Genomic DNA, 25890 nt, shown 5'->3' with positions numbered 1-25890 from the left:
CCTACTCGCCACCGCCTCCGGTGAGTTCGGTGATCTTCTGAGCGATCGCATTCTTGATCGACTGACCGATATCCGTACCCGTGATCGCCACCACGATCGCCACCACCACCACGATGATCCCCAGGTACTCCACCGCCGTCTGCCCGCGGTCCCTCGAAGACCTTGCCGTCCAACTCCATGCCCGTACCTTGGCCTTGGTCATGGCCTTCAGCATCGCGTCGTTCATCGTCGTCCCCTCCGCGTTCAGACGCCTGCGCACCGGCACGGTAGGCCGGTGGTCGTGTCGGCTCACAGGGCCCGGAGGGCCGTCTGTGGGTGCCGGTCATCGGGTCGGCCTGGTGCCCAGCCAGGAGGCTATGGCCTCGGCGCGCGTGGTGGGGTGGAGTTGGGCGAAGACGCGGTCGACGTGACCCGTGACCGTCTTCTCGGTGATGGAGCAAGTCGCGGCAATCTGCCGGTCGTTCAGGCCAGCGGCGCTCAGGTCCATCACTCCCACCTCTCTCACACCCAGTCCGCACTCTGTCACATGCGGTTGCGCGCGCGAAGCGGGATCGTCAACCTGCGGTGAGATTGAGACAGTTGCCGCCACCGGGGTCTACTCCCCCGTGACCGAGCCGAAGTCGGTGCCCGTGCCCAGGAAGAGGCCCGCACCGAGGAGGATCATCGTCGCCGGGACCATCAGCGTCGTGATGACCATGGTGGCCTTCGGGACCGCCTTGGCGGCCTTGCGGCGGGCGTTCTGGGCGTCCGTTCGCCGCATGTCGTTGGCGATCTGGATGAGCGTGTCCACGATCGGGGCGCCCAGCTCCTCGCCCTGCTGGAGCGCCGTGACGAACTGGGCCACCTGCTCGGAGTCGTTGCGGCGGCGCAGTTCGTCGAAGGCCTGGCGGCGGCTGACGCCCATGTCCATCTGGCGCAGGGTGATGCGGAGCTCGTCGGACCAGGGGCCCGCGTACTGCTCCGCGACCCGTTCCAGGGCCTGGCGGAAGCCGAGGCCGGCCGAGACGACGACGGCCAGGACGTCGAGGAAGTCGGGGAGGGTGCGTTCGATCTGGTCCTTGCGGATGCGGACGGCCGACCAGATGCCGACCTCCGTCCAGAACGCGCCGAACGCGAAGAGGAGCAGCGCGACGAGGACCGAGCCCTTGCCCAGCATGAGCAGGCCGCCGAGGACACCGAGGAAGCCGTAGACGGCCCGCCTCGCCCCGTACCGGTCGATGGTGAGTCCGCCGGGGTTTCCGGCGAGGTCGATGCGGCGGCGTACGGCGTTGACCCGCTTGGGGCCCATGAGGCGCAGGACGGCGGGTGACCACCGCATACCGAGCCGGTCGACGGCGGAGTCGACGGCGCCGGTACGGGTGGCGCCGACCTCCAGGGCCAGCTTGAGGTCGTCGGGGAGGCGGGCGTCGGCCCGGTAGAGGCGCAGGCCGTAGGCGATGCCGGCGACGGCGAGGCCGGCGAGGAGTGCGAGGAGGAGGTCCATGGCGCAGCGCCGTCCTATACGTCGATCTTGGAGAAGCGGCGGATGGCGGCGAAGCCGACCACGTACAGGGCGCAGGCGGCGACCACCGCGAACTGTCCGATGGTCGAGCTGGTCATGCGGTCGAGGGCGCCGGGCTGCATGTTGTCGATGAGCAGGAGGGAGCCGACGCCGATGACGGGGACGGCGTACGCGGTCATGCTCACCTGGGAGAGCTGGGTGCGGACCTCGCGCCGGGTCTCCTTGCGTTCCTCCAGGGTCTCGGTGAGGTTCCGGAGGGAGGAGACGACGGTGCCGCCCGCCCGGTTGGCGAGGACGAGGGTGGTGACGAGGACGACGAGTTCGCGGGAGGGGAGGCGTTCGGCGAGCTCTCCGAGCGCGTCGTCGAGGGAGGTGCCGACGGCCAGCTGCTGCGCCACCTTCTCCAGTTCGTCTCCGGCCGGGGACTCCAGCTCGTCGGCGGCGAGGCTCAGCGCCATGCGCAGGGCGAGTCCGGCCTGCGTGGCGTTGGCCAGGATGCGGGAGAGTTCGGGGAGTTGGTTGATGAACTTCTCGATGCGCTTCTGGCGCTGCCAGCCGAGGAACCCCAACGCCACCCACACGCCGAGGAGTCCGCAGATCGGGCCGAAGAACGGGGAGAGCGCCGACTGCCCCACCGCCCACAGGACGGCCACGGTCGCCGCGAGGGCGACGGTGAACTCGCCCGGGGTGACGTCGAGTCCGGTCGCCGCGATGCGCAGTTCCAGCTTCCGGCCGAGGGACGTCCGGCGGACGCGCCGGTCGATGCCGCGGAAGTGACGTCTGCGTCGGCCGGTGGTCTCGGGCTCACCCGTCTCGTCGAGCCGGGCGATCAGCGCCGCGTGGCGGCGGGCCCCGCTCGCGTACACCTGGAGGCCCGTCACGGCGAGGACGCAGCAGAGCAGCGCCACGCCGAGCGTCAGCCACACGGGATCGGTCATGGACCTCTGCACCTCTGCTTCTAGTTCGCTTCTCGGGTGGCGAGTCCGGCGTCGGTCGCGGCCACGCCGAAGGCCTGCGGGATCGGCTGACCTGCCATGTAGAGCCGCTCCGCGACCCGCCGGGGCAGCGGGTGGTACGTGAACTGCCCGTACACCCGGCCGTCGGCGGCGACCGGCTGCGCCTGGAAGCGGCAGATCGTGGCGAGGAGGAACCGCTCGCGCCCGTGGGAGGCGAGGACGGCGATCTCGGTGATCCGACGGGTGCCGTCCGGGTGCCGGGTCAGCTGGACGAGGACGTCGACCGCGCTGTTGATCTGGTCGCGGAGCGCCTCGAAGGGCACCTTCACCTCGGACATCGAGGCGAGCGTCTGGAGGCGCATCAGCGCGTCCTCGGCGGAGTTGGCGTGGACGGTGGCGAGCGAGCCGTCGTGGCCGGTGGACATCGCCTGGAGCATGTCGAGCGTCTCACCGCCGCGGACCTCTCCCACGATGATCCGGTCAGGGCGCATGCGCAGGGAGTTGCGGACGAGGTCGCGGATGGAGATCTGGCCGCGGCCCTCGATGTTCGGCGGGCGGGCTTCGAGGCGGATGACGTGGGCCTGCTGGAGCTGGAGCTCCGCCGAGTCCTCGATGGTGATGATCCGCTCGCCCTCCGGGACGAGCCCGGAGAGGGCGTTGAGGAGGGTGGTCTTCCCGGTGCCGGTGGCGCCGGAGACGATCAGGTTGAACTTGGCCTGTACGAGACCGGAGAGCAGGAGCAGCATCTGCTCGTCGAGCGAGCCGAGGCCGATCATCTCGTGGAGCGTGTACGCACGGGGGAAGCGGCGGATGGTGAGCGTCGCCCCGGTGAGGGAGAGCGGCGGGATGATGACGTTGACGCGCTCGCCGGACGGGAGCCGGGCGTCGACCATCGGGTTCGACTCGTCGACGCGACGGTTGACCGTCGAGACGATCCGCTCGATGGTCTGCATCAGCTGGTCGTGGGAGGCGAAGCGGAGCGGCAGGAGTTCGACGCGGCCGGCGCGCTCGATGAAGATCTGGTCGGGTCCGTTGACCATGATCTCGGTGATCGAGGCGTCTTCGAGGAGCGGTTCGAGGACGCCGAGACCGAGCGCCTCGTCGACGACGCGGCGGATCAGCTGGCCGCGCTCGGCGGTGGAGAGCACGGGGCCCTCGCGGCTGATGATGTGGCCGAGGACGCGCTCCAGGCGGGCGCGCCGTTCGGCGGCCGCGAGCGCGGACATCTCGGTGAGGTCGATCTCCTCCAGGAGCTTGGCGCGGAAGGCGGCGACGAGATGGCCGTCCTCCCTGCCTGCTCCGGCGCCCTTGTCCTCGGGGGCGTTGATCCGGGCACGCAGACTCATGACGTGTCGTCCCTCCTTCTCATTCGTCGTCCTCGGTGGGCGGGGTGCGGGGCATGGTGGCGGTCTTCACGACGGGGTCGAAGCTCCAGAAGGGGATGACCTGGGGGATGCGTACGGTGACCGTGACGGTGACCGCCTCGTCGCTGACCTGGGATGTGGCGGCGGGGTTGATCCAGCCGCTCACGGCCGCGTCGGCCGCCGCCTGGTAGTCGGGCGCGTCCTCCTCGTCGGTGGTCGCCGCCCGGGCGGCGGCGCGGGCCGCCGTGCCCGCCTGCTGGGCCGCGTACGCGGCGATGCCGAGCTGGAGGCCGGCGAAGCCGACGATGAGCAGGATGGGGAGGAAGCCGAGGTACTCGATGGCGGCCTGGCCCCGGTCGCGGGCCCTCGTACGGATCCTCACGGCTTGAGGCCCTCCTCCGAGATCGCGCCCGCCGTGGCCGACACCGGGAAGAGGCCGAAGGTGCCCGGGGCGATGGCGGGGACCTGGACCGTCACGGTCAGGGTCGCCATGCCGCCGCTCGGGGAGCAGCCGCCCACCGTCGTGCCGCCCCTCCACGCCCCGTCCAGGTGCCGTAGCGCGGCTTCGCTGTAGTCGCCGTCGACCGCGCACGCGCGCGCCCCCTCGTCCGCCGCGTTCGCGGCGAGGGTGTACGTGTAGCCGACCAGGACGACCTGCCAGAGCAGGGCCAGGGTGAGCAGGATGAGCGGGACCATGCCGAGGAACTCGATGGCCACCTGTCCGCTGTCACCCCGCCCCCTGTCGTCGTCCCGGTACGCCGCCCGCATGGCTCAGCGTCCTCCGGTGCGGCGGCGCAGCCCGAGCGAGCCGCGGTCGCCGGCCCGGGCGAGCTGCTTGCCGGGCTTGCCGGTCCTGCCCTGCTGCCCGGGCACGGCGGCGGGCTGGACCAGGCCCAGTTCGCCCGCGAGGGACCACAGGGCCTGCTTGACCGTCGACTTGGCGTCGAGGTCGTGCAGCCGTCCCGCGTCGACGACGGCCTGGAGCTCCTTGAAGTTGGCGGGGACGGAGACGCCCGCCGTACGGGTGCCGGTGATCTTCTGGACGAGCGGCGGCTGGATCTCGGTGGACCGGTGGTGGCGGTTGACCAGGGCGATCGTCTCCTCGGCCTTCCGGACCTGGAGGCGTTCCCACATCCGTACGGTGCGCTTGGCGGCCCGTACCGCGACCACGTCCGGGGTGGTGACGAGCAGCGCGGTGTCGGCCATCTCGATCGCGGCGGCGTTGGCCCCGGTGAGCTGGGAGCCGCAGTCGACGACGACGACCTCGTGGCGGGCGCGCAGGGCGCTGACGATCTGGCGGGCGGCGCGGTCGGTGACCTCCTCGCCGCGCTCGCCCTCCGCCGGTGCGAGGAGCAGCGCGAGGCCGGTCTCGTGGACGTACACGGCGTCCTGGAGGACGCGGGGCGAGATGTCGGTGATCGCCGCGAGGTCGGCGGCCGAGCGCCGGAACTGGACGTCGAGGTAGGAGGCGATGTCGCCGCCCTGGAGGTCGAGGTCGAGGAGGGCGACGGTCCGGCCGGAGGCGCGGGCGGCGAGGGCGAGGTGGACGGCGGTGACGGTGGTGCCGACGCCGCCCTTGGCGCCGCTGACGGTGACGACGGTGCCGCCGGGACCGGTGGCGAGTTCGGCGCCGGCGCCGAGGTGACGGCGGACCCCGGCGGACCACTGGGCGGCGGCCTGGACGCGGCTGGCGAGCTCCTCGTACCCGAGGGGGAGGGTGACCAGACCGCGGGCGCCGGAGTCCATGGCGGCGGAGAAGAGGACGGGGCTGGCGTCGGCGGTGATGAGGACGACGCCGACGGCCGGGAAGCGGAGGGCGACCTCGCGGACGACGTCGAGCGCGGGGACGGGTCCGATGCGCTCGTGGACGAGGACGACCTCGGGGAGCTCGTCGAGGGATTCGGCGGCGAGCCGGGCGAGGGTGTCGACGAGCTGGGTGGAGTCGGTGACGGGCGCGGCGGGTTCGGCGTCGGGCAGCTGGCTGAGCAGGGTGACGACGGACCGGGCCGCGTCGGGGTCCCCGACGGCCGGCAGGATCCTGGTGGTCATACCGGCATCACCGGGTTCCTCCGAAGATGCCCCGGCCTGCAGGTCGGGGAGGAGTCGGGCTCCTGCGGAGCAGGGCGGGAGTAGGTGAATCGCCGTCAGGGCGATTCACCGCCCGACAGGGCTGCGTCGCGCTCGACCTCCAGCCGATGGATGATCTCGGAGTTGAGGGACCTGCGGGCGGACTTTGCTTCGCCTGCCAGCCACGCGTGGAGATCGGCAGGCAGGCGGAGAGTGATGCGCTTCTCTTCATCCATGACTCCACTGTAGATGCCACTTGACGGCTTGACGGTGGCATAATGACACCATGGCGACACTGCGGGGAACGGGCGTGGATGCCGGGCTCGCCCGGTACACCTACCGGCTCCGCGTGTCGTCGACCGCCCGCGCCGCACTGCTTGCGGAGTGGGCGCGGTGCCGGTGGATCTGGAACGAGTGCTGCGCCCGCTCGAAGAAGGCCTACGCCATCGGGGAAGCGTGCGGCCCGGCCGGGCTGGACAAGATGCTGACCGAGGCCCGCGGCTTGAACGCATGGCTGCGCGAGGGAAGTTCGGTACCTCAACAGCAGACCGTCCGCGACTTCGCCAAGGCTCGCGCGAAGGCGCTGAAGGACATCAAAGCCCTGGTGCCACAGCGCCAGCGCGCGGGGATGCCGAAGCACAAGAAGAAGCGCACCGCCGCTCCGTCGCTGAACTACACACAGCGCGGGTTCCGACTGAACGACGGACGCCTGTGTCTCGCAGGCGGAATCAGCCTGACGGTGGTGTGGTCCCGCAAGCTGCCCAAGCCGCCGTCCTCCGTCCGCGTCTACCGCGACAGCCTCGGCCACTGGTATGCCTCGTTCGTCGTGGCGACAACCGTCGAGGCTCTGCCCACCACCGGGCGCGTGATCGGCATCGACTGGGGCGTCAGGGAAACCGCCACCACCACCTCGGACGCCCACGACCTCCCCCACGCACAGCACGGCAGGAACGCTGCGCAGCGCCTGGCCGGCTACCAGCGGATGATGGCCCGCCGTAAGCCCAAGCCCGGCCGGCCCGCGTCGAAGGGCTACCGGGAAGCCGGACGGCAGACCGCGAAGATCCACAAGAAGATCGCCCGACAGCGGCAGGACACCGGCCGCAAGTGGGCCAAGCGCGTGGTGACCGACCATGACGTCCTGGCCGTCGAGGACTTCCGGCCGAAGTTTCTCGCGAAGACGACCATGGCACGCAAGGCGGCGGACGCCGCGATCGGCGCCACCAAGACGGCCCTGATCGAGATGGGCCGCAAACACGGGCGGGACATCCGCCTCGTGCACCCCGCGCACACCACCATGGACTGCGCACGGTGCGGAGCGAGAACCAAGCACGCGCTACCTCTCTCGGAACGTACCTATACCTGCACCGCGTGTGGAGCCGTGTCCCCCAGGGACAAGAACTCCGCCCTCGTGATGCTGACCCGGGCTGGTCTCAACCCGGCTGGTGCTGATCGTGCAAGAGCTGCCGGACCGCCGGTCCGCAGCCAACGTGAGCCAGGAATCCCCTCCCTTTAGGGAGGGGAGGATTCAATTGTCCTTGTCGAGCGTGTAGGTGCGGTCGCGCTGGTCGGCCGGGGCGCCGCCCGTGGTCGGGGCGACGAGGGCGAGGCGTACGTGCTCGGCGAAGGACTCGGCGTACGCGACGCGCTGGGTGTCGAGGGTGGAGAGCGCGAAGCTGATCGGGACGGCCTCGGCGGCGGACCGGCCGGCGCGGCCGTTGCTGTCGCCGATGGGGGTGAGCTTGCCGACGGAGAGGACGCGGGCGCCGGCAACGATCATCCGTGACTGGGAGGGATCGCCCTTCTTCTCACCGGCGAAGGTGGCGTAGATGTTGACGGTGGCACCGGCGGTGATCTTTCCGGCGACGCCGGTGGCCGCGTCGATCATGATCGCGATCTCCTGCTCGCCGGGCTTGAGTTCCGGGCGCTGGACGATCATGTCGTTCTGGAGGAGGGAGCCGGCCTTCAGCCGGGTGACGGCGATCCTGCCCTCGATCTGGCGGAGATCGGTGACGGCGGTGGCGGAGAGCCAGCGCTTGGGCATGGAGATCTTCTCGAACTGGCCGGCGCTCAGGGGCTTGTAGGGAGCCACGTCCTCCTTGAGCCGGTACGCGGTGACCTCCGGGCCGACCTTCGAGTTCACGTCGCTGATGACCGTGAGGACGCCGGCGAAGGCGCCGAGGGCGCACAGGACGGAGAGCAGCAACAGGATCACGCCGCGGCGCTGGCGGGAGTTCATGGCCGGACTTCCTCGATCGGAGACGTGGGTCTGGTCGGACGGGGGCGGTACGAGGCTCCGCTCACGGGACGGCGCGCGGGTCGAGCGGGCCTGCGGGGTGGGGGGCTGCGGGGTTCGGGGCCGTGGGGTTCGGACCTGCGGGGTGCGGGCCCGTGGGGTTCGGACCTGCGGCGTGAGCGCCTGCGGGGTGCGGTCCGGCGCCCTGAGGGCCCGCGACCTGCAGGTCCGCGGCGTGCGTCGGTGCGGGGCCGAGGGCCCGCGTGATCCCGTGGGCCGGAGCCGGGCCCAGGGCGTGGGCACCGCCGTGGGCGTGGGCGCCGCCGTGGGCGTGGGCCGCGTCGAGCGCCGGGGTCGTACGGCGGGGCGCGGGCACGGGCGCCGGGGCCGCGAGCACCGTCAGCGGGGCCGCGCAGAAGCCGCAGCGGTCGCCGATGAGCTCCATGCCGCACCAGTGGCAGGTCTCGCGCCGTACGGAGGAGACGAGCTGGTAGAGGACGGGCAGATCGGGCAGGTGCGCGGCGAACTCGACGAGCTTGCCGGTGCCCCACCAGCCGGGCGACGCCTCGGGCAGCGCCGCCTCCTGGACGGCGCCCTGGATCCGCCACGCGGGGACGAGGGCGGTGGCGGGCCAGTCGGTCTGGAGCTGACCACGGGCGACGAGGAGCTGAGTGCCGAACTCCGGTCCGGTGAGGGGCTGTTCCGAGGATCCGCCGATCCGGACGATCTGCGGCGTGGGCCCGGCGAGGACCGCGAAGTGGGCCCCGGGCAGCCACCCCTTGAGGTGGGACGACAGGCTGACGGGTACGCGGTCGAGCCGGGAGACCGAGCCGAGTACGGCCCCCGCGTAGATGTAGTGGGCGAGCAGTCTGGCGGCGGAGGCGAGCACTCCGGGGCTGAAGTCGCAGGAGGCCAGCTGCCGTAACTGCCGGACGAGTACGGCCGCGCCGAGGGGCGGGAGGTCGGTCCTGACCACCGCGATCCGGTCGCTTTCGAGCAGGCCGCGGACCGCGTACAGGCGCTGCTCGACGGCGGCGGGTGCGGAGGCGGGGCAGACGACGACCACGCTCCCGTACCGCATGAGGAGCTGCTGCATGTCGGCGATCGAGGCTTCGAGGGACCGCGCCTCGGGGGGCAGGAGCACCGCGGCGTCCGGTGTTCGCGGGTCGGTCGGCGGCAGCACCAGGTCGGCGCTGGTGACCGCGATCGCTGTCGACACGTCAGACCCCCGTCCACTCCGGCCTCCGGAGCACCGGGGGTCGCAGATCACTTACCGCGCTCGCGGCGTCACCGCGGGCGCCGCCGCCTCTGCACTTTATCCACGTCCCCCGGGGTGGTGAACACACAATCCGCCAAGCTCCCGCCATTTCTTCGAGCCCGGCGACCGGCCCGGCGGCGAGCCCGGCGGTCGGCCTGGCGGCGGGCCCGGCGGTCGGCCTGGCGGCGGGCCCGGCGATCAGCCCGGAAGTCGGCCCGGCGACCGGCCACGCGGTCGACCCGACGGCCGAGTCCGGCGCTCGACCCGGCGGCCGGGTCCGACAACCGAACCCCCCGCCCCTCCCACCCCACCCTCACCCCGACTTCGACTCCGCCGAACGCCCCTTACTGCCAGAGGTCTTGACAACGCGATTGGTCTGGACCAACTTGTTCCGACAACGGTGGCCACCGTCCGCACCCCCGCATCAGCCTCGTACCCCCCGTACGAGCCCCTCCGTACGACGACGTACGGCACCTCCACATCCCCAACTCCCCCATCGGAGGATGCACGTGGACCGCACCACCACCCGCCCGCACGGACGTCGATGGCTCGGCGGAGCCCTCGCGCTCGCCGTCGGCTCCGGGCTCGTCCTCGTCGGCGGAGCCGGCACCGCCCAGGCGGCCGACGTCAACGTCGCCAAGAACGCCGGGTTCGAGAACGGCCTCACCAACTGGTCCTGTTCCGCGGGAAGCGGCGCCGCCGTCTCCTCGCCGGTACGCACCGGGGCCGGCGCCCTCAAGGCGACCCCGGCCGGTCTCGACAACGCCAAGTGTGTGCAGACCGTGGCCGTCAAGCCCAACTCCACGTACACGCTGAGCGCCTGGGTCCAGGGCGGGTACGCCTACCTCGGCGCGACCGGCACCGGGACGGGCTCCGGCTCGGTCTCCACCTGGACGCCGGACAGCGCCGCCTGGAAGCAGCTCACCACCACCTTCACGACCGGCGCGAGCACCACCTCGGTCCAGATCTACACCCACGGCTGGTACGGCACCTCCCCCTACCTCGTCGACGACGTGAGCGTCTTCGGGCCCGACGGGGGCGGCGGCCAGGACCCCGACCCGGTCGTCCCGGCCACCCCCGCGGGCCTCGCCGCCGGCACCGTCACCACGACGTCCGTCGCCCTCAACTGGGGCGCGGTCTCCGGCGCCACCGGCTACAAGGTGTACCGCGACGGCGCCAACCCCCAGACGGTGACCGGCACGTCGACCACGGTCACCGGCCTCACCGCCGACACCGCCTACCAGTTCCAGGTCTCCGCGACGAACTCCGCGGGCGAGTCCGCGAAGTCCACCGCCGTGTCGGCCCGCACCGCCAAGGCGACCGACCCGGGCCCCGGCCCGGCCGTGCCCAAGCACGCCCTGACCGGCTACTGGCAGAACTTCAACAACGGCGCGACCGTCCAGAAGCTGCGGGACGTCCAGGCGCAGTACGACATCATCGCCGTCTCCTTCGCCGACTCGACCGCCACGCCCGGCCAGATCGTCTTCAACCTCGACCCGGCCGTCGGCTACGCCTCCACCGCCGACTTCAAGGCCGACATCGCGGCCAAGAAGACGGCCGGCAAGTCCGTGATCATCTCGGTCGGCGGCGAGAAGGGCAACGTCACGATCAACAGTGACGCGAGCGCGACCGCCTTCGCCGACAGCGCGTACGCGCTGATGCAGGAGTACGGCTTCAGCGGGGTCGACATCGACCTGGAGCACGGCATCAACTCCACGTACCTGACCAAGGCGCTGCGCCAGCTCTCCGCCAAGGCCGGTTCGTCGATGGTCCTCACGATGGCCCCGCAGACCATCGACATGCAGAGCACCGGCACCGAGTACTTCAAGACGGCGCTCGCCGTGAAGGACATCCTCACGGTCGTCAACATGCAGTACTACAACAGCGGTTCGATGCTCGGCTGCGACGGCAAGGTCTACAGCCAGGGCTCGGTGGACTTCCTCACCGCGCTCGCCTGCATCCAGATCCAGGGCGGACTCGACCCGTCCCAGGTCGGCCTGGGCGTCCCGGCGTCCACGCGGGGCGCGGGCAGCGGATACGTCGACCCGCAGATCGTGAAGAACGCGCTCGACTGCCTGACCAAGCTCACCGGCTGCGGCACCTACAAGCCGGCCCAGGCCTGGCCGACGCTGCGCGGCGCCATGACCTGGTCCACCAACTGGGACGCGACGGCCGGCAACGCCTGGTCGAACGCGGTGGGCCCGCACGTGCACAACCTGCCGTAACGGCAGGCGAGTCGACCGCGCCGCGTCGCCGCTCCCCCGGCGGCGCGGCGCCGACGTGCGCGTGAGGAGACGGCACGGCGCCGTGTCCTCACGCGGGCAGGTACCGGGCGAGCACCGGGTCGAGCCGGAGGATCCACTCGTCGACCCGGGCGGCGCGGCGGCCGTCGACCTCGCAGTCGTAGACCGCCCCGTCGTGGAGGGTGACGGCGACGCGCAACACCCGGCCGCGCCGGACGCGCTCGTACCGCACGGCCCCGATCTCGGCCCAGACGAAGTCGGCCTCCTCGTCGAGGAAGTGCAAGGACACCCCGCTCGCGTCGACGACGATCCCGGAGCTCCGGTCGGCGGCGACGAAGTCCGGCGCGGGCAGCGGCGGCACGGAGGGCCGCGGGGGTACGAAGAGGGTGGCGGGGTGCGGTACGGGGGCGGGGACGGCGTCCTGGACGCCGGCCGTCTGCGTCGGCAGCGCATGGACGGGCGCCGGCACCGCGTCCACGGGCTCCGGCACCGCGTCGGCGGGCGTCACGGGGGGCGCAGGAACCGCCGCGGACACGGCCTCCCCGGCCTGCACGGACACCACCCCCGAGCCGGAACCCGACCCCGACCCCGACCCCGAGCCCAACGCCACTCCCGACCCCGACCCCAACGCATCCAGAACCTCGTCCGGCGTAGGCCGTTCGGCCGGGTCCTTGGCGAGGCAACGCCCCACCAGCCCCCGCAGCCCCTCCGGTACGGTGCCGAGGTCCGGGGCCTCGTGCACCGACCGGTACATCAGCCCCATCGGCGTGCCCTCGCCGAAGGGCCGCCCGCCGGCCGCGGCGACGAGCACGGCGCCGAGCGCGAAGACGTCCGCGGCGCCCGTCACCTCCTCGCCGAGCGCCTGCTCGGGGGCGAGGTAGCCGGGGGTGCCGAAGGCGGAACCGGTGGCGGTGAGCCGGGTCGACTCCAGGGCGCGGGCGATCCCGAAGTCCAGCACCCGCGGGCCATCGGGGGCCATGACGATGTTGCCGGGCTTGAGGTCCCGGTGGACGAGCCCGCAGGCGTGGATGGCCTCCAGGGCCTCCGCCAGCGCGGCCCCGAGCGTCCGCAGCCGCTCCTCGCCCATCGGGCCCTCGGCGGTGAGGAGTCCCGCGAGGGTCGGGCCCGGGATGTAGGCGGTGGCGAGCCACGGCGCCTCGGCATCGGGGTCGGCGTCCACGACCTGGGCGGTATGGAAGCCGCCGACCTGTCGGGCTGCCTCGACCTCGGCGCGGAAGCGCGCGCGGAAGGACGGGTCGGAGGCGAGTTCCGGCCGCGCGACTTTGACGGCGACGGCACGCCCGCCGCGGGATCGGGCCAGGTAGACGGTTCCCATGCCGCCTTCGCCTAGCTTGTGCTCGATGACGTATCTGCCGATGAGGGTCCCCACGCGGGACAGTATGGCCGAACTCACCATCTTGACCGGTCCATGACATGGCTTCACCATGTGGCCGGACACCCGCACGAGTTTGTCGCACTCCCCCACACTCCCCACCCAGGAGACACCATGCGACGTCCCACCCGCGGCAGAAGGTCCGCCACCCTCGCGGCCCTCGTGGCGCTCGCCCTCGCGGCGCCCCTCTCCGCACTCTCCTCACCCGCCGGGGCCGACCCGGCGCCGACCGCCGCCCGCATCGCCTCCGGCGCCGAGGAGGTGATCCGGCAGTACGAGATCGCCGGACCGTCCACCCAGGCGGCCCGCACCGCACTGACCGCCACCGGCGTCTCGATCGACGAGGTCGATGCCCGCTCGGTCGTCGTCAGCGCCAACACCGAGCAGCTCGCGCGCCTCAAGGCGCTCGGCTACAAGCCGGTGGCCCTCCCCGGGCCGCCGAACCGCAGCACCGCGGAGACCGCCGAGGGCCACACACACGACGCGGACGAGGGCCTGGCCGCCGGCCCGCTCGACTTCCCCTCCGCCGACGCGAAGTACCACAACTACGCGGAGATGAACGCGGAGATCGACCAGCGGCTCGCCGCCTACCCGTCGATCATGCGCAAGCAGGTCATCGGCAAGACCTACCAGGGCCGGGACATCGTCGCGATCAAGATCAGCGACAACGTCGCCACCGACGAGAACGAGCCCGAGGTCCTCTTCACCCACCACCAGCACGCCCGTGAACACCTCACGGTCGAGATGGCGCTCTACCTGCTGCGCGAGCTCGGTGCCGGATACGGCACGGACTCCCGCGTGACCAACGCCGTGAACGGGCGCGAGATCTGGATCATCCCGGACCTCAACCCGGACGGCGGCGAGTACGACATCGCCTCCGGCTCGTACCGCAGCTGGCGCAAGAACCGGCAGCCCAACTCCGGCTCCTCGTACATCGGTACGGACATGAACCGGAACTGGAACTACAAGTGGGGCTGCTGCGGCGGCTCTTCCGGTACCAAGAGCTCCGAGACGTACCGCGGCACGGCCCCCGAGTCCGCCCCCGAGGTGAAGGTCGTCGCCGACTTCGTCCGCTCGCGGATCGTCGGCGGCAAGCAGCAGATCACCGCGGCCATCGACTTCCACACCTACAGCGAGCTGGTCCTCTGGCCCTTCGGCTGGACCACCGCGAACACCGCCCCCGGCATGACCCAGGACGACCGCGACGCCTTCGCGACCGTCGGCGGGAAGATGGCCGCGAGCAACGGCTACACCCCCGAGCAGTCCAGCGACCTCTACATCACGGACGGCTCGATCGACGACTACCTGTGGGGCGTGCACCGGATCTTCGGGTACACCTTCGAGATGTACCCGGCATCGTCCGGCGGCGGCGGCTTCTACCCGCCCGACGAGGTCATCGAACGCGAGACGAGCCGCAACCGCGACGCCGTCCTCCAGCTCCTGGAGAACGCGGACTGCATGTACCGCTCGATCGGCAAGCAGTCCCAGTACTGCACGGCCTGACCCCGCAAACGACGGATGGGGCCGACGGGATCTCTCCCGCCGGCCCCGGAAGGTCCGACACATGACCCTGGTTCCACCGGACGGGAAACCGGTGGAACTCCTTACTACTCGGGGGAAAGGATCAGTCGGACACGACGTCCCAGCATTCGAGCACCGTAGAGAAATCCTGAGTCTGGATCACCGTCTGTGGCGGCCTCGGGTCGCCTGACAGGATGCGCTCGACGATTCCGCGCGCTTCCACCGATCCAAGCCCACCGGACACCGGCCAAACGTGCGGGACGTCACCACTCCCCCCAAATTCTGCACAGAGCACTGAGGCATCCGATCCCAGAATTGGCCAGAGCTCGAACAGCCTGTCATCAGAGTGAGAACTCTCCCGCCGTTCTGCGAAGAGTTTGAAATGCCAACACTCGTCGCCGTCCACGTATCGAAAGATTCCCTCCGTCGGCCCGTCGAGCCAGCCGAAGATGAGGAGGACATGCATCCGCCTCTGACTCAGATCCTCGTCCGAAGTCACCTTGTCCCCCGGCCAAAGGCAGTATTGAACGACTTTCGAACCGTCGCGTCCACCGGTTTCGGAAGGATCACGGTGTGATGCATGGGAATGTTCCTCGTCGGGGTGAACACAAGATTCATCCCTGCCGCCTCCAATTGCGCCCGGGTAGCTATCGACGCGCCCTCCACCGGACCATCAGCCGGACTCACCGAGACTCCGTGCCCAAACCCTCTCCCTTCCGCCTCTGCCGATTTGGCGGTGAGGCGGCCAGTGCTTTCGGGAGAGATACCGAACCGAGAGAATCCCTGATCAAGGCTGCACGTACAAGGCTCGCCAAACGGTGTACCTGGACCGCAGTTGTGAACGAGTACCGGCGTGGCGCCCGCGAGCACATAGTACGCGTGGATGTCCTTGACCGTGAGGTCATGCGTGCGCTGCTGCTTCGTGAAGTAGCTGATCGCCTTGATCTGCACCTGGGTGCCGGCACTGGTACGGAGCCACTGACCCGCACGGAGTTCGCCGGCCTCGAGCCATTCGCCCGCCGCAGGAACCCAGAAGGGGTGCGTGTTGGTGGCGACGATGCGGGCCGTGCCGGAGTCGGTCGCCACATCGATGTTGGTGAACTGCTTGTCGTACTCGGTCGTGAAGACCTCGAGGACCGGCTTCTTCTCGTTCTTCCCGGTCTCGGTGTCGGTCGTGAGAACGACGTCACCGAGCTCCACGTCCTCGATGCTCTTGGTGGAGCCGTCCGCCAGGAGTACCTGCGTCCCCGGCAGGAAGGAGTGACAGCCGATGAGCGCCTTACCGAGGCCCGCCGTCGCCACACCGGTGGCCGCACCCCACACAGCAGCTTCGCCCTGGCCGGCCAACTGACCGCTGAGGCTGTGGTCCGCGCCCGGGTCGAGCGCGTTGTTGACCGCCGCTCCGGCAGCCGCGGCCACCGCTCCACACCCTGCGACGGCGGCGAAGCCGACGCCTCCGGTGACGAAGCCGGCGGAGACGGCTGCGGAGCCACAGGCGAGTCCTGCGACGAGTTCGGTACCGAAGCTGACTATCTCGCGGTTCTCGACGAGGAAGTCACCCGTGGAGTCCCAGGCATCGCACAGGAAGCCGGCCCATCCGCAGTCGTTCCCGCCGCCACCGCCACCGCCACCGCCGCCGCCACCGCCGCCACCGCCGCCGCCGCCACCGCCACCGCTGTTGCCACCGTCGTCGCCACCGTCATCACCGTCATCGCCGTCACCGTTCGTGCCGTCGTTGTCGTTGTTGGTGGTCCGGTCGTTGTCGAGGTTCGCCGTGCCGTCGTTGTTCCAGTCGTCGGGGAAGCAGGCCCCTCCTGAAGCACCGCACATCTCCGCGAGACCCGTGGGGTCGGAGGAGGTGATGGGCGTGTTGCTGGCGTAGCTGTACCCGTTGAGAGACTGAGGGAAGTCCAGGCTCAGGATCGGGTCGACGCTGATGAACTGCCCCAGAGTGGGGTCGTAGTCGCGGGCTCCGATGTGGGTGAACCCGGTGGTGGCGTCGATGTCGCCGCCGACGAAGCCCTTCGTGCCCGGCCAGAAGGCGGGGGCGGCGCCGCGCTGCCCGCCGAAGGGCAGGGTCTTGCGGCGGTTGAAGGTGAGCGTGGTCGAGGAGAACGAGAGCGTGTTGGTGTTGTGGTGGTCGGCCACCAGCAGACGGACCTTGGCGTCGCTGCTGGTACGGATCGCCGAACCGCCGGGGACCGAGTAGTAGCGGGTTCCGTTCTTGATGCTGGCCGGGGTCGTCCCGGTCTTGCGGATCAGCTCGAGTTCCTGGCCGCCGGGCAGGTAGAGCGTGGTGTTGGCCGGCTCACGCTTGACGATCCGGGTGCCCTCGGCGTCGTACAGGAACGACGTCGTCTTGGCGGAGATCGTGGAGCTCTTGAGCTTGCCCTCTTCGGTCCAGGTCAGGTCCTGGACCGGGCCGGCGTTGGCCGGGGTCTTCTTCTGGAGGTTGCCGGTGTCGTCGTAGCTGTAGTTGTCGGTGCCGGTCACTCCGCCGGTCGCGGTCACCGAGGTGACGGCGTGCGGCCGGACCGCGCCGGCCGTGGTCGGGTAGGCGTAGGTACGGGTGGTGTTGGCCGTGATCGGGCCCGCCTTGTGGAGGGTCTCCGTCTTGCGCTGCCCGGTGTCCGTGAACGTCCAGCTCGTCCAGTACGGGTCGACCGTGCCCAGGTTCGGGGTGCCGGTGCCGTTGACGGGCTTGGTGGCGCAGGCGTCACCCGAGGTCCACGCCTCGGCCAGACGGCGGGCCCAGTCGTAGCCGAAGCACTGCTGGTCGACGACGGTGCCGTCGGTCTGCGCGTCCCGGATGGTGGTGATGTTGCCGGCCTGGTCGTAGCCGTAGGTGATGTTCGACGGTGTCGCCGGGCCCGTCGCCTCACGGTTGACCGTGTTCCCGAGCAGGCGCCGGGTCGACGCCTCGTAGGAGAGGGTCGAGGTCACGAGCTTGCCGATGTTGCCGAGCTGCGCCTGGGCGAGCTCGCCGAAGGGCGTGTAGCTGGCCCCGCGCAGGTAGGCGTGGTCCAGCGTGCCGTCGACGACGCCGAGCAGGTCCTGCGAGCCGTAGTGGTTCGTGACCGTCTCGCCGGGCAGGGCGGTGGTCGCGTTGAGGTTGCCGGTGCTGTACGTGCTCGTCTCCGGCAGACCGCTCACCGGCGTGGAGGTGGCGGCCACCGTGTACGTGCCGGCCAGCATCTCCTCACCCGGCACGCTCGGCACCGTCGCCTTGGTGCCGGTCGAACGGCCCGCGGTGTCGTAGCCCAGCGTCTCGGTGACGTAGGCGGCGCCCCCGTTGTCGAGGTCGTGGCGGATGGACTTGTGGGGCATGCCCTTGCCGCCGGTGGCGGTGTCGTAGGTCCACTCCGCCAGCAGCGCGCCGGACGTCGAACCGGCACGCAGGCTGGTCTTCCGTCCGAGCTCGTCGTAGGCGGTCACCAGCGCGCCCCGCGGGTCGGTGACCTGGTCGACGCGACCCTTGGTGTCGTAGCGGGTGGTGCTCTCGCCCTTGTCGGGGTCCTTCATCGTCACCTGGCGACCACGCAGGTCGTAGGTGTACGCCCAGGTGTTGCGGCCCGATGTGTCCGTCAGCGAGGCGAGCAGACCCGCGTCGTTGTACGTACGGGTGATCTTCTCGTACTGGGTCGGCGCCGCGCCGACGAGCGGGTTGCGGTCCTTGTACAACCGCTGCTCGACCGGGCGTCCGCGCGCGTCGGACACGCTCAGGGTCGCCGTGCCGCCGGCCGGCGGAACGACCGCGGACCAGTAGTCACCGTAGGTGGTGCTGGTCCGCCACTTCTCCACGTTCAGCGACAGCTGGATGCTCGCGGTGACCCGGCCACGGCCGTCGTACTGCGTCTCGACGGCCTGGGGGACCTGGTTCGGCGTGACCACGAACATGGTCGACGTCGACACCGCGCTGGCGTTGTGGAAGGGCGCGTTGGTGAGGTAGGCCCGACCGTGGCTGTCGTAGAACGTGTCACTGACGAGACGGCCGGTCGTGGCGATCGCGTCGGACTGCGTCTGACGCTCCCTCAACAAGGAGTCGAAGAAGGCGGTGCTGGTGCCCCAGGTCCCGTTCTCGTAGAGCTTCTTGGAGACGACGGTGGAGGGGACAGTGCCGGACAGGTTGTAGGTGAACGTCGCGTTCGGGTTCAGGGTCTTCGACCGGCCCGTGCTCCAGCCCTTCGTGAGGCGGCCGAGCGCGTCGTACTCGCTGGTCGCGGTCCGGCTGTTGGCATCGGTCGTGGTGAGAGCGAGGCCGCGCAGGCCGTCGAACGTCGTGGACGTCGCGTGGCCCTTGACGTTCGTGACGGTCACCTTCGTCGGCTGTGCATCGACGGCAGGTTCGTACGTCGTGGTGACCGGCTGGCCGTCCTGGCCCTTCACCGTCACCGCACGGCCGTACTGGTCGTACGTGGTCTGTGCGGTCGTCTCCCAGGTGGTACCGCCCTGGGTGCTGCTGGCCGAAGCCTGCTCGATCTTCGTCACGACGGCGGCACCGGGAACCGGGGCCTCGCCGAGCTGCTTGCCGTCGTAGTAACTCCGCGAACGGCTCGTGACGTTGTCCCCGAAGGTCGCGCAGCCGCCCTGACTGGTGGTGACGACCTCGCTCGGGTACTTGATGAGCCAGTTGACCGTGTCCGGCGTGACGTAGCTGGTGCAGGCGCTCCTGGCCTCCACGGTGCCGCCACCGTCGTCGGTCTCGCTGAGCACCAGACCGTAGGTGGTGTCGTATGCGCGGGTCGTGGTCAGGGTGCGCCAGGTGCCGCTGTCGAGGAGGGTGCTCGCCTCCTCCTCCACCGTGCCGGAGAGGTGGGCGGTCTTCGCCGGAAGCGTGGGCGCGGGGTCGTTCGGCTTGTCGGGGTCGGTGATGCCCTTGACCGCCTGAGTGGCCGTCGCGGCGGACTCCCAGGGGACGTAGGTGGCCTTCGCGACGATCTTTCCGCCGGTGCCGTCCTTGTCGTACGTGGCGCTGGAGGCGACGCGACCGGCGAAGTCCTCGCTGTCGGTCACCCCGTTGATCGCCATGCCGGGACGCGGGCTGCCGTCGGCGAGAGTATCCCCGGCCATACCGAGGTAGTACGTCTTCTCGGTCTTCACCCGGTTCGTCGAACCGACATACGTCCGCACGGTCCCGTAGCCACGGAAGCCGTTCCACGTGCGGTTCTTCTCAAGGGTGAACTCGCCGGTGTCACGGCGGTAGTGCGGACCGTTGGCGTACTCGTACGTCGTCACCTTCGACGGCGAACCGCTGCCGGCCGTGGTGTCGTTCTCGTCGATCCGCGTGACCAGGTACTTGTGGAACCAGTCCTTGACCGGCTCGACGTAGCCGTCCGGGGTCCACCAGGACGGGTAGCAGCGCTTGTTGTTCGTGTCCGGCGCCGCGGGCAGCGACGTCGACGTGCACTCCTTCGCGCTGTAGGTGACCAGCGTCTGACCGCCGGTCTCGTTCGTCACGGCGGTGATGCGCTTACGGTTCAGTGCCGGCCGGCCTTCGGCCGCGTCCACGCGGTTCGCCATCAGCTCACCGGAGAACACCGTCTTCGGCAGCGTGATGTCCGCCAGCGCACCGGCCTTGCCGGTGCGCTGCACCGAGTCCAGCCACATCGCGGGCGTCGAGGTGTCACCCGTCGCAGGGAACGACTGGGCCATCGCCCAGGTGTCGACCGGCTGCAGCGTCGTGCCGACGAGGGAGAAGGTGTTGACGCTGGTCAGACGCTGCTTCGACCAGTACGACGGCGATCCCTGGAGGCACTGGGTGCCCGCGGTGCAGTCGAGGTCGACCGGGGTGTCGGGCCAGTTGGTCGCGTTCGCCTCGGTGAACGCGCAGTCCGTGGCCGTGCAGCGGTTGCCGGTGGTGAAGGTGACCCGGCCGGCCGGGTTCGGCGTCGAGTACACGGCACCGGCGCGCAGACCGTAGTCGATCCGGTTCAGGTAGCCGCCGCGCGTGTACGGCTTGGAGTCGTCGAACTTGCCGTTCTGCGCGTAGTAGCCCTGCTCCTTCGTGTAGTAGAGGGCCATCGCGTTGCCGTGCGGGTCGACGACGTAGTCCAGGTTCCAGCGCCAGCCCTGCACCTCCGCGGAGGAGGCGTAGTCCGCGCCGTTCCCCTGCTCACCGGCGTGGTTGCCGTAGACAGGGACGGTGAAGACGGAGTTCGTCTCCGTCTTGCCGTCAACCCAGCCCGGAAGGTGGTTCTTGCCGAACCAGTACTGCGTACCGTCGAGAGTGGTGACCCTCCAGTACTCGGAGTCCTCGTCACCGGAGTTGTTGGGGGCGGTGTCGTAGATCCGCTCGATACGCGAGCCGTCGTCGCCCTCGAGCTTCCAGGTCTGCTTCGTCGCGTCCCAGACGAGCGTGCTGGAGGAACCGTTCAGCGACAGGGTCGCGTTCTCGGACTTCCAGCACATGTCGCCGGTCTTGGCGGTGTTGTTGCCGCCCTGCTTGTCGTTCTCGCACGAGGCGTAGCTGCGTTCGACGTAGCCGGGCGAGTACTCCCAACCCTCACCGATCCACGAGGACTGGTTGTTCGTGGAGGCCGTACGTCCGTCGATGGACGACGAGTTGTACGACAGCTCCACCTTGGGCACCAGACCGCCGGGAACCGTCGGGACCCCGAGGGGAACGTTCCAGCCGAACCCACCCGAGTTCCCGCCCGCCGACCACGAGCCCGACGGCGACAGCGACGTCGCCTTGAAGGAACCGTCGGCGCCCTCCGCGCCCGCCGTCGCCGCCAGTACCGTCGCACCCATGGCGCTCACGGCGAGCGAGGAGAGGGAAGAGGACGAGGCCTTCGCGCCGTCTGTCTTCAGCGGCGCCGCCGGAGCGGCCGTCGTGACGGTCGCGCTCAGCGTGCCGTCGGTGGTGTTGTTCTCCGTCGCCAGCGGCGTCTGCTTGCGGCACTCCGCCTTGTCGGGGGTCGTCAGCGCGCAGGCCGGGAGCGTCACCAGGCGGAGGCGCGAGGCCCAACCGGCTCCGAACGCACCGCGGATGGCGTTGTAGTCGACCTCGACGTCAAGCGGCGCACCGGAGGCGGTCGCGGCGTCCGTGGGGCGCAGGCTCAGCAGCAGGCCCTCGATGCCCGCCTTGCGGGCGGTGGCGCGGTCCTTGACCGCCACCTCCAGCCGGCCGGGGGCGGCCGCGGACTTGCGCGTACGCGAGGTGGGCACGGCGAGCTGGACAGGAACCCCGCCGACGTTCACGCCCTGTGCAGCGTCGGCCCGCAGGGCGACCTCTCGCGCGCTGGGCGCCGGCCATGTCACGGGGGGCGCCTGCCACGGCGGCGACTGCCTGGGCTTCTGCCGGAGGCCTCCCGGGAAGAAGTCCGTCCCGTCCACCGACTCCGTCTTCGGTACGGCCGGCGGGCCTGGAACCTTGACCTCCGCCTGCACCGCCCACGAGGGCGCCGACAGCAGCGAAACGCTCAGACCCGCGGCGAGAGCGCCGACGAGACCCGTCCGCGCACGCTTTGCCATTCGCCTCTGAGAAATTCTGAAAAATGGCATGGCAAAGCCACGGCCGGATCTCAATTAAATCCCCACCCCAATACGCACACGAAAACAGCTGAGCGCGCCCACCCAACACCCAGGCATATCCCCTTGGCAAGGAATGGCAGGTAAACGGAGGCAGGATCTGTCAGGTCGGGCCACCAAGCCGTGACGGCTGACCGCAAGTAGGACCAATGCCCCAACCAGGCCCGATGACACCCATCACGGGACATGATCCACTCTGCGTCGCCCTCTCTCGTCGCGGAGGAAAGAATTCCGCTTTCCGTCCCGGACGCGAACGGATCCGAGGGTGTGCAATTGCGCCACAAAGGGCTGTGCCAACGAGCCGCCCGTCGAGATAGAGTCCGGCGCCAGGAGCGACCAGAATTCCGTTAACACTGAAAAGTCGCCTGCGTCCTCCGGAAAGGCATTCCAGAGCATGAGCACCAAGAGACCCAGACGCGGCCGGAGAGCAATCGCTCTGGCAATAGCCGCGTCCATGGCCCTGCCCCTCTCGGCGGTCCTGCCCGGCAGCGCGGCCGTGGCCGTCGCCGAGACGGCGGCGGCCGGCGTCCAGGAAGCGGGCCAGGAGCCCGGGGCCCGGTTCGAGAAGGCGGCGTTCGCGGAGGCCAAGCGGACCGGGAAGCGGGTGGAGATCCTCGACCGTCGCGAGGAGGCGGCCGAGTACTTCGCCAACCCGGACGGCACGACGACCCGCGCCACCTACGGCGAGCCCAAGTGGAGCCGGTCCGAGGGCCGGTGGCGTCTCGCCGACGCGCGGCTCGTCAAGCGGGCCGACGGCTCGGTGGCGCCGGCCGCCCCCACCTTCCCCATCGCCTTCTCCGGCGGCGGCGCCCAGCCGCTGGCCATGATGGTCAAGCAGGGCAAGAAGCTCGCCCTGACCTGGCCCACCGCCCTGCCGGCGCCGATCGTCGAGGGCGACACGGCCACGTACCCCTCGGTCCTCCCGGGCGTGGACCTGAAGCTGATCGCCGATGTCGACGGCTTCGCCCAGCACCTGGTCGTCAACAACGCCCAGGCCGCCGCCAACCCCGCCCTGCGCAGCATCAAGCTCGGCGTCAAGGCGGACGGCGTCACCCTCACCGAGGGTGCCGGCAACGAGCTCGTGGCCAAGGACAAGAGCGGCCGTACCGTCTTCAGCGCCCCCGGGCCGAAGATGTGGGAGCAGCCCGCGGTCGGTCCCGAGGAGAAGCGGAACGCCGGCACGAAGGCGAAGGGCAAGACGACGGCCTCGTCGTCCGCCGACACCGCCCCCGCCGCCGCGCAGCCCGACAGCGCCCCCGTCACCGCCGACGTCTCCGGCGACACGCTCACGCTCACGCCGGACGCGAGGCTCCTGGCGACGGCGGACCAGTTCCCGCTGGTCATCGACCCGATCTTCGGCGACGGCGACCGCGAGAAGTGGGCGGTCATCTACGACGCGACGCCGAACGCCGCCTACCCCGACGGTTCGGGCTGGAACTCGTCCAACCCGGCCGACGAGCCGCGGGTCGGCTACAACGGCGACGGCAACACCCGCTCGTTCTTCGCCATGAACACCGACGGGCTGAGCGGCGCCACCATCCTCGACGCCACCTTCGCCGTCATCGAGACCCACACCTGGACCTGCAACGCGACCGACGCCGGTCCGACCGAGCTGTGGTCCGCGGGCGGCATCGCCAACACCCCGACCTGGGGCAACCAGAGCGGCTACTGGGGCAGCAAGCTCGACTCCGACTCCTTCGCCGGTGGCAACGACACCTTCTGCCCCGGCGACCTCGGTCACGACTTCAAGAGCACGGCGCTGACGAACTTCGTCCAGCAGGCCGCCAACGGCGGCTGGGGGACCACGGTCTTCGGCCTGCGGACCCCGACCCTCGGCGACGTGAACACGTTCAAGAGGTTCCGCAACAACCCGAAGCTCGAAGTCACCTTCAACTACAAGCCGGTCGTGGACAGCCACGCCGCCTACGAGGGCACCTGGAACCCGTCCGGTGACGGCAACAAGCCCGTCCCCTGCGCCACGGCCATCGGCAACAGCGGCATCGCCCTGACCGCGAAGGTCCGGGACCCGGACGGCGGCAACGTCGACGCCATCTTCTCGATCAAGAACTCCAGCGGTACGGCGATCTCCTTCACGCCGAACAGCCACTGGAAGCGGGTCACAAGCGGCCAGTGGGCCTCGGTGACCATGCCCGCAAAGAACCTGCCCAACGGCACCTACACCTGGTCCGTCTACGCGGCCGACTACGAGGCCACCGGCAGCGCCTCGGCCCCGACCGCGGCCTGCTCCTTCACCGTCGACCGCATCGGCCCCAACCTCCCGGTCTCGGTCTTCGACGTGTCGGACGGCTCGGCGGCGGGCCAGGAGACGGACAAGTACACGGCCCGCAAGTCGGTCCAGCTCAAGTTCTCCAACACCGTCTCCGACGTGGTCGGTTACTGCTGGGCCATGGACCACTCGGTGTCCGTCTCCAGCACCCGTTGCGCCAACGGCACCTGGGTCAACGCCGGTTCGGACGCCGCCAACAGCGCCACCGTCACGGTGACGCCGTCCGGCTACCCGTCCAGCACCCTGTACGTCGTCGCCTACGACGCCGCCGACAACCACTCGCCAGTGGACGGCGGCGACGAGACCGTCGTGCTCTCCACGGTGAAGTCCGAGTTCGTCTACGACGCCGGCGTCACCCCGGTCACCGCGGGCACCTACCCGCAGGACCGCCGGGGCGACCTGAACGGTGACGGCTTCGCCGACTTCCTCGCCACCAACGCCGACGGCGAGCTGCTGGTCTACAAGGGCAACGGCACGCTCACGACGCCCGCCGCCGCCGTCAAGGTGGGCACCGGCGGCTGGGGCGGCGCGCTCGTCGGCCACCGCGGTGACCTCCAGGGCTTCGGCAGCCCGACGGCCACCCCGGACGGTTACGAGGACGTCCTCGTCCGCCTGTCGAACAACCGGCTCTACCTGTACCCCGGCAACGGTCTCGGCGCCCCGTGGGTCTACTCCCGCCAGGAGCTCGCCCACCCGTCCCAGGCGGACTGGAAGGGCCTGCGGCAGATCGTGATGCCCGGCAACATCGACGGCAAGTCCGGCAACGACCTGATCACCGTCGAGTGCATCTGGGACGCCTCGCAGAACTGCGTCAACGCCGAGCTGCTGCTCTACAGCGGCCGCGCCATCGCCGGCGGCGGTCAGGACCAGACCGAGCCGTTCGACTTCGCCAACCCGACCGTCATCGGCTCCGGCGGCTGGCGCGACTTCACCAACCTCGCCATGGACGACCTCAACGGCGACGGCGTCGGCGACCTCGTCGGCCGCTACCCCGGCGACGGGAAGCTCTACCTCTACCCGGGCTGCCTCAACAAGCCCGAGTGCCCGACCAGCTACGCGCTGGGCACGCGTTCGATCTACGGCTCCGGCGGCTGGAACGCCCGCCCGTACCTCACCTCCCCCGGCAACATCCAGGGCACCGTGAAGAGCACCTCGGTCACGGTGAACGACGAGGGAACGAACAAGACGTACAACTTCAAGCAGTTCGCGCCCACGCCCGGTGAGGAGTACGGCGACTGGTGGGCCACCACCAGCGCCGACGCCGACACCCCCGTCGACTACGTGGACGGGTCGGGCAACTGGACGAGCACCCTCTGCCCGACCGGCTGCCTCCTCACCTACCCCGGCGGCCCCGCGAGCGGGCGCCCGCCGCACCTCGCCGGCAACGCCGGCTGGGCCAACATCATCACCGGCATCTTCTGACGCCAAACGGCGCCTGACCGGTACGGCGCCGTGCGGCACGTCATGACGCACCGCACGGCACCGCACCACCGGCACCACCGGCACCACCGGCACCACCGGCACCACACAGCACAGC

The 25890-nt window shown here is 70.2% G+C and carries 17 protein-coding genes and 1 pseudogene; 4 read left to right on the top strand and 14 right to left on the bottom strand.

Annotated features, from left to right (window positions below; genetic code table 11):
- Position 1: 1 nt before the first annotated feature.
- From OG580_RS23225 to OG580_RS23185, 9 genes are all read right to left on the bottom strand, one after another.
- Entirely contained in the window at positions 2 to 202 is a 201-nt protein-coding gene (locus OG580_RS23225) for a Flp family type IVb pilin (RefSeq protein WP_267048091.1), read from the bottom strand.
- Positions 203 to 322: 120 nt separating this feature from the next.
- Positions 323 to 487, bottom strand: coding sequence for a LuxR C-terminal-related transcriptional regulator (locus OG580_RS23220; protein ID WP_323182593.1), 165 nt, complete (start codon positions 485 to 487; stop codon positions 323 to 325).
- Between the two features lie 108 nt (positions 488 to 595).
- Positions 596 to 1483 carry a DUF5936 domain-containing protein gene (locus OG580_RS23215; protein ID WP_267045600.1) on the bottom strand — a complete coding sequence of 296 codons (888 nt, stop codon included), beginning with the start codon at positions 1481 to 1483 and terminating at the stop codon, positions 596 to 598.
- Positions 1484 to 1497: 14 nt separating this feature from the next.
- Positions 1498 to 2439, bottom strand: a complete 942-nt coding sequence (locus OG580_RS23210; protein WP_267045599.1) for a type II secretion system F family protein — start codon at positions 2437 to 2439, stop codon at positions 1498 to 1500.
- Between the two features lie 20 nt (positions 2440 to 2459).
- Complete coding sequence (locus tag OG580_RS23205) at positions 2460 to 3803, bottom strand: CpaF family protein (protein ID WP_267045598.1); 1344 nt, start codon at positions 3801 to 3803, stop codon at positions 2460 to 2462.
- Positions 3804 to 3822: 19 nt separating this feature from the next.
- Entirely contained in the window at positions 3823 to 4203 is a 381-nt protein-coding gene (locus OG580_RS23200; protein ID WP_267045597.1) for a TadE/TadG family type IV pilus assembly protein, read from the bottom strand.
- A complete protein-coding gene (locus OG580_RS23195) occupies positions 4200 to 4589 on the bottom strand; it encodes a TadE/TadG family type IV pilus assembly protein (RefSeq protein ID WP_267045596.1) in 390 nt (129 codons plus the stop codon). Before OG580_RS23195 ends, OG580_RS23200 begins: the two co-directional genes overlap by 4 nt.
- A 3-nt stretch (positions 4590 to 4592) precedes the next feature.
- Positions 4593 to 5870 (bottom strand): P-loop NTPase, encoded by a 1278-nt coding sequence (locus tag OG580_RS23190; RefSeq protein WP_267045595.1) that lies wholly within the window; start codon positions 5868 to 5870, stop codon positions 4593 to 4595.
- 95 nt (positions 5871 to 5965) lie between these two features.
- On the bottom strand, positions 5966 to 6124 hold the full coding sequence (locus tag OG580_RS23185) for an Arc family DNA-binding protein (protein ID WP_267045594.1): 159 nt from the start codon (positions 6122 to 6124) through the stop codon (positions 5966 to 5968).
- 50 nt (positions 6125 to 6174) lie between these two features.
- Between OG580_RS23185 and OG580_RS23180 the strand changes: the two genes are divergently transcribed.
- Positions 6175 to 7401: a transposase gene (locus OG580_RS23180; protein WP_267045593.1), complete on the top strand. Its 1227-nt coding sequence runs from the start codon at positions 6175 to 6177 to the stop codon at positions 7399 to 7401.
- A gap of 12 nt (positions 7402 to 7413) precedes the next feature.
- On the opposite strand, the gene cpaB is transcribed toward OG580_RS23180, so the two are convergent.
- Positions 7414 to 8124, bottom strand: coding sequence for a Flp pilus assembly protein CpaB (cpaB, locus tag OG580_RS23175; RefSeq protein ID WP_267045592.1), 711 nt, complete (start codon positions 8122 to 8124; stop codon positions 7414 to 7416).
- A gap of 397 nt (positions 8125 to 8521) precedes the next feature.
- A pseudogene (locus OG580_RS23170) lies at positions 8522 to 9340 on the bottom strand (hypothetical protein); the annotation flags it as partial.
- 548 nt (positions 9341 to 9888) lie between these two features.
- Between OG580_RS23170 and OG580_RS23165 the strand changes: the two are divergent.
- Positions 9889 to 11604, top strand: coding sequence for a glycosyl hydrolase family 18 protein (locus tag OG580_RS23165; RefSeq protein WP_323182592.1), 1716 nt, complete (start codon positions 9889 to 9891; stop codon positions 11602 to 11604).
- An 88-nt stretch (positions 11605 to 11692) separates the two neighbouring features.
- Here OG580_RS23165 and OG580_RS23160 read toward each other — a convergent pair whose 3' ends face one another.
- A complete protein-coding gene (locus OG580_RS23160; protein ID WP_267045590.1) occupies positions 11693 to 13039 on the bottom strand; it encodes a serine/threonine-protein kinase in 1347 nt (448 codons plus the stop codon).
- 90 nt (positions 13040 to 13129) lie between these two features.
- On the opposite strand from OG580_RS23160, the gene OG580_RS23155 reads away from it, so the two are divergent.
- A complete protein-coding gene (locus OG580_RS23155) occupies positions 13130 to 14518 on the top strand; it encodes a M14 family metallopeptidase (protein WP_267045589.1) in 1389 nt (462 codons plus the stop codon).
- Between the two features lie 121 nt (positions 14519 to 14639).
- Here OG580_RS23155 and OG580_RS23150 read toward each other — a convergent pair whose 3' ends face one another.
- Both OG580_RS23150 and OG580_RS23145 read right to left on the bottom strand, forming a co-directional pair.
- Complete coding sequence (locus OG580_RS23150; RefSeq protein WP_267045588.1) at positions 14640 to 14942, bottom strand: hypothetical protein; 303 nt, start codon at positions 14940 to 14942, stop codon at positions 14640 to 14642.
- 89 nt (positions 14943 to 15031) lie between these two features.
- Complete coding sequence (locus OG580_RS23145) at positions 15032 to 22009, bottom strand: polymorphic toxin-type HINT domain-containing protein (protein WP_267045587.1); 6978 nt, start codon at positions 22007 to 22009, stop codon at positions 15032 to 15034.
- 511 nt (positions 22010 to 22520) lie between these two features.
- Between OG580_RS23145 and OG580_RS23140 the strand changes: the two genes are divergently transcribed.
- Positions 22521 to 25775 carry a VCBS repeat-containing protein gene (locus OG580_RS23140; protein ID WP_267045586.1) on the top strand — a complete coding sequence of 1085 codons (3255 nt, stop codon included), beginning with the start codon at positions 22521 to 22523 and terminating at the stop codon, positions 25773 to 25775.
- Positions 25776 to 25890: the final 115 nt, after the last annotated feature.

The organism is Streptomyces sp. NBC_00094 (assembly GCF_026343125.1).
Classification (GTDB): domain Bacteria; phylum Actinomycetota; class Actinomycetes; order Streptomycetales; family Streptomycetaceae; genus Streptomyces.
Note: the sequence above shows the minus strand (reverse complement) of the source record. Positions and strands in the feature narration are given on the sequence as shown.

Excerpts from the sequence above, each read along its gene's own strand:
- OG580_RS23225 (WP_267048091.1), bottom strand. The coding sequence starts at position 202 with ATGACCAAGGCCAAGGTACGGGCATGGAGTTGGACGGCAAGGTCTTCG.
- OG580_RS23155 (WP_267045589.1), top strand. The coding sequence starts at position 13,130 with ATGCGACGTCCCACCCGCGGCAGAAGGTCCGCCACCCTCGCGGCCCTC.
- OG580_RS23195 (WP_267045596.1), bottom strand. The coding sequence starts at position 4,589 with ATGCGGGCGGCGTACCGGGACGACGACAGGGGGCGGGGTGACAGCGGA.
- OG580_RS23220 (WP_323182593.1), bottom strand. The coding sequence starts at position 487 with ATGGACCTGAGCGCCGCTGGCCTGAACGACCGGCAGATTGCCGCGACT.
- OG580_RS23145 (WP_267045587.1), bottom strand. The coding sequence starts at position 22,009 with ATGGCAAAGCGTGCGCGGACGGGTCTCGTCGGCGCTCTCGCCGCGGGT.
- OG580_RS23205 (WP_267045598.1), bottom strand. The coding sequence starts at position 3,803 with ATGAGTCTGCGTGCCCGGATCAACGCCCCCGAGGACAAGGGCGCCGGA.
- OG580_RS23160 (WP_267045590.1), bottom strand. The coding sequence starts at position 13,039 with ATGGTGAGTTCGGCCATACTGTCCCGCGTGGGGACCCTCATCGGCAGA.
- OG580_RS23215 (WP_267045600.1), bottom strand. The coding sequence starts at position 1,483 with ATGGACCTCCTCCTCGCACTCCTCGCCGGCCTCGCCGTCGCCGGCATC.
- OG580_RS23190 (WP_267045595.1), bottom strand. The coding sequence starts at position 5,870 with ATGACCACCAGGATCCTGCCGGCCGTCGGGGACCCCGACGCGGCCCGG.
- OG580_RS23210 (WP_267045599.1), bottom strand. The coding sequence starts at position 2,439 with ATGACCGATCCCGTGTGGCTGACGCTCGGCGTGGCGCTGCTCTGCTGC.
- OG580_RS23180 (WP_267045593.1), top strand. The coding sequence starts at position 6,175 with ATGGCGACACTGCGGGGAACGGGCGTGGATGCCGGGCTCGCCCGGTAC.
- OG580_RS23140 (WP_267045586.1), top strand. The coding sequence starts at position 22,521 with ATGGCCCTGCCCCTCTCGGCGGTCCTGCCCGGCAGCGCGGCCGTGGCC.
- cpaB (WP_267045592.1), bottom strand. The coding sequence starts at position 8,124 with ATGAACTCCCGCCAGCGCCGCGGCGTGATCCTGTTGCTGCTCTCCGTC.
- OG580_RS23185 (WP_267045594.1), bottom strand. The coding sequence starts at position 6,124 with ATGGATGAAGAGAAGCGCATCACTCTCCGCCTGCCTGCCGATCTCCAC.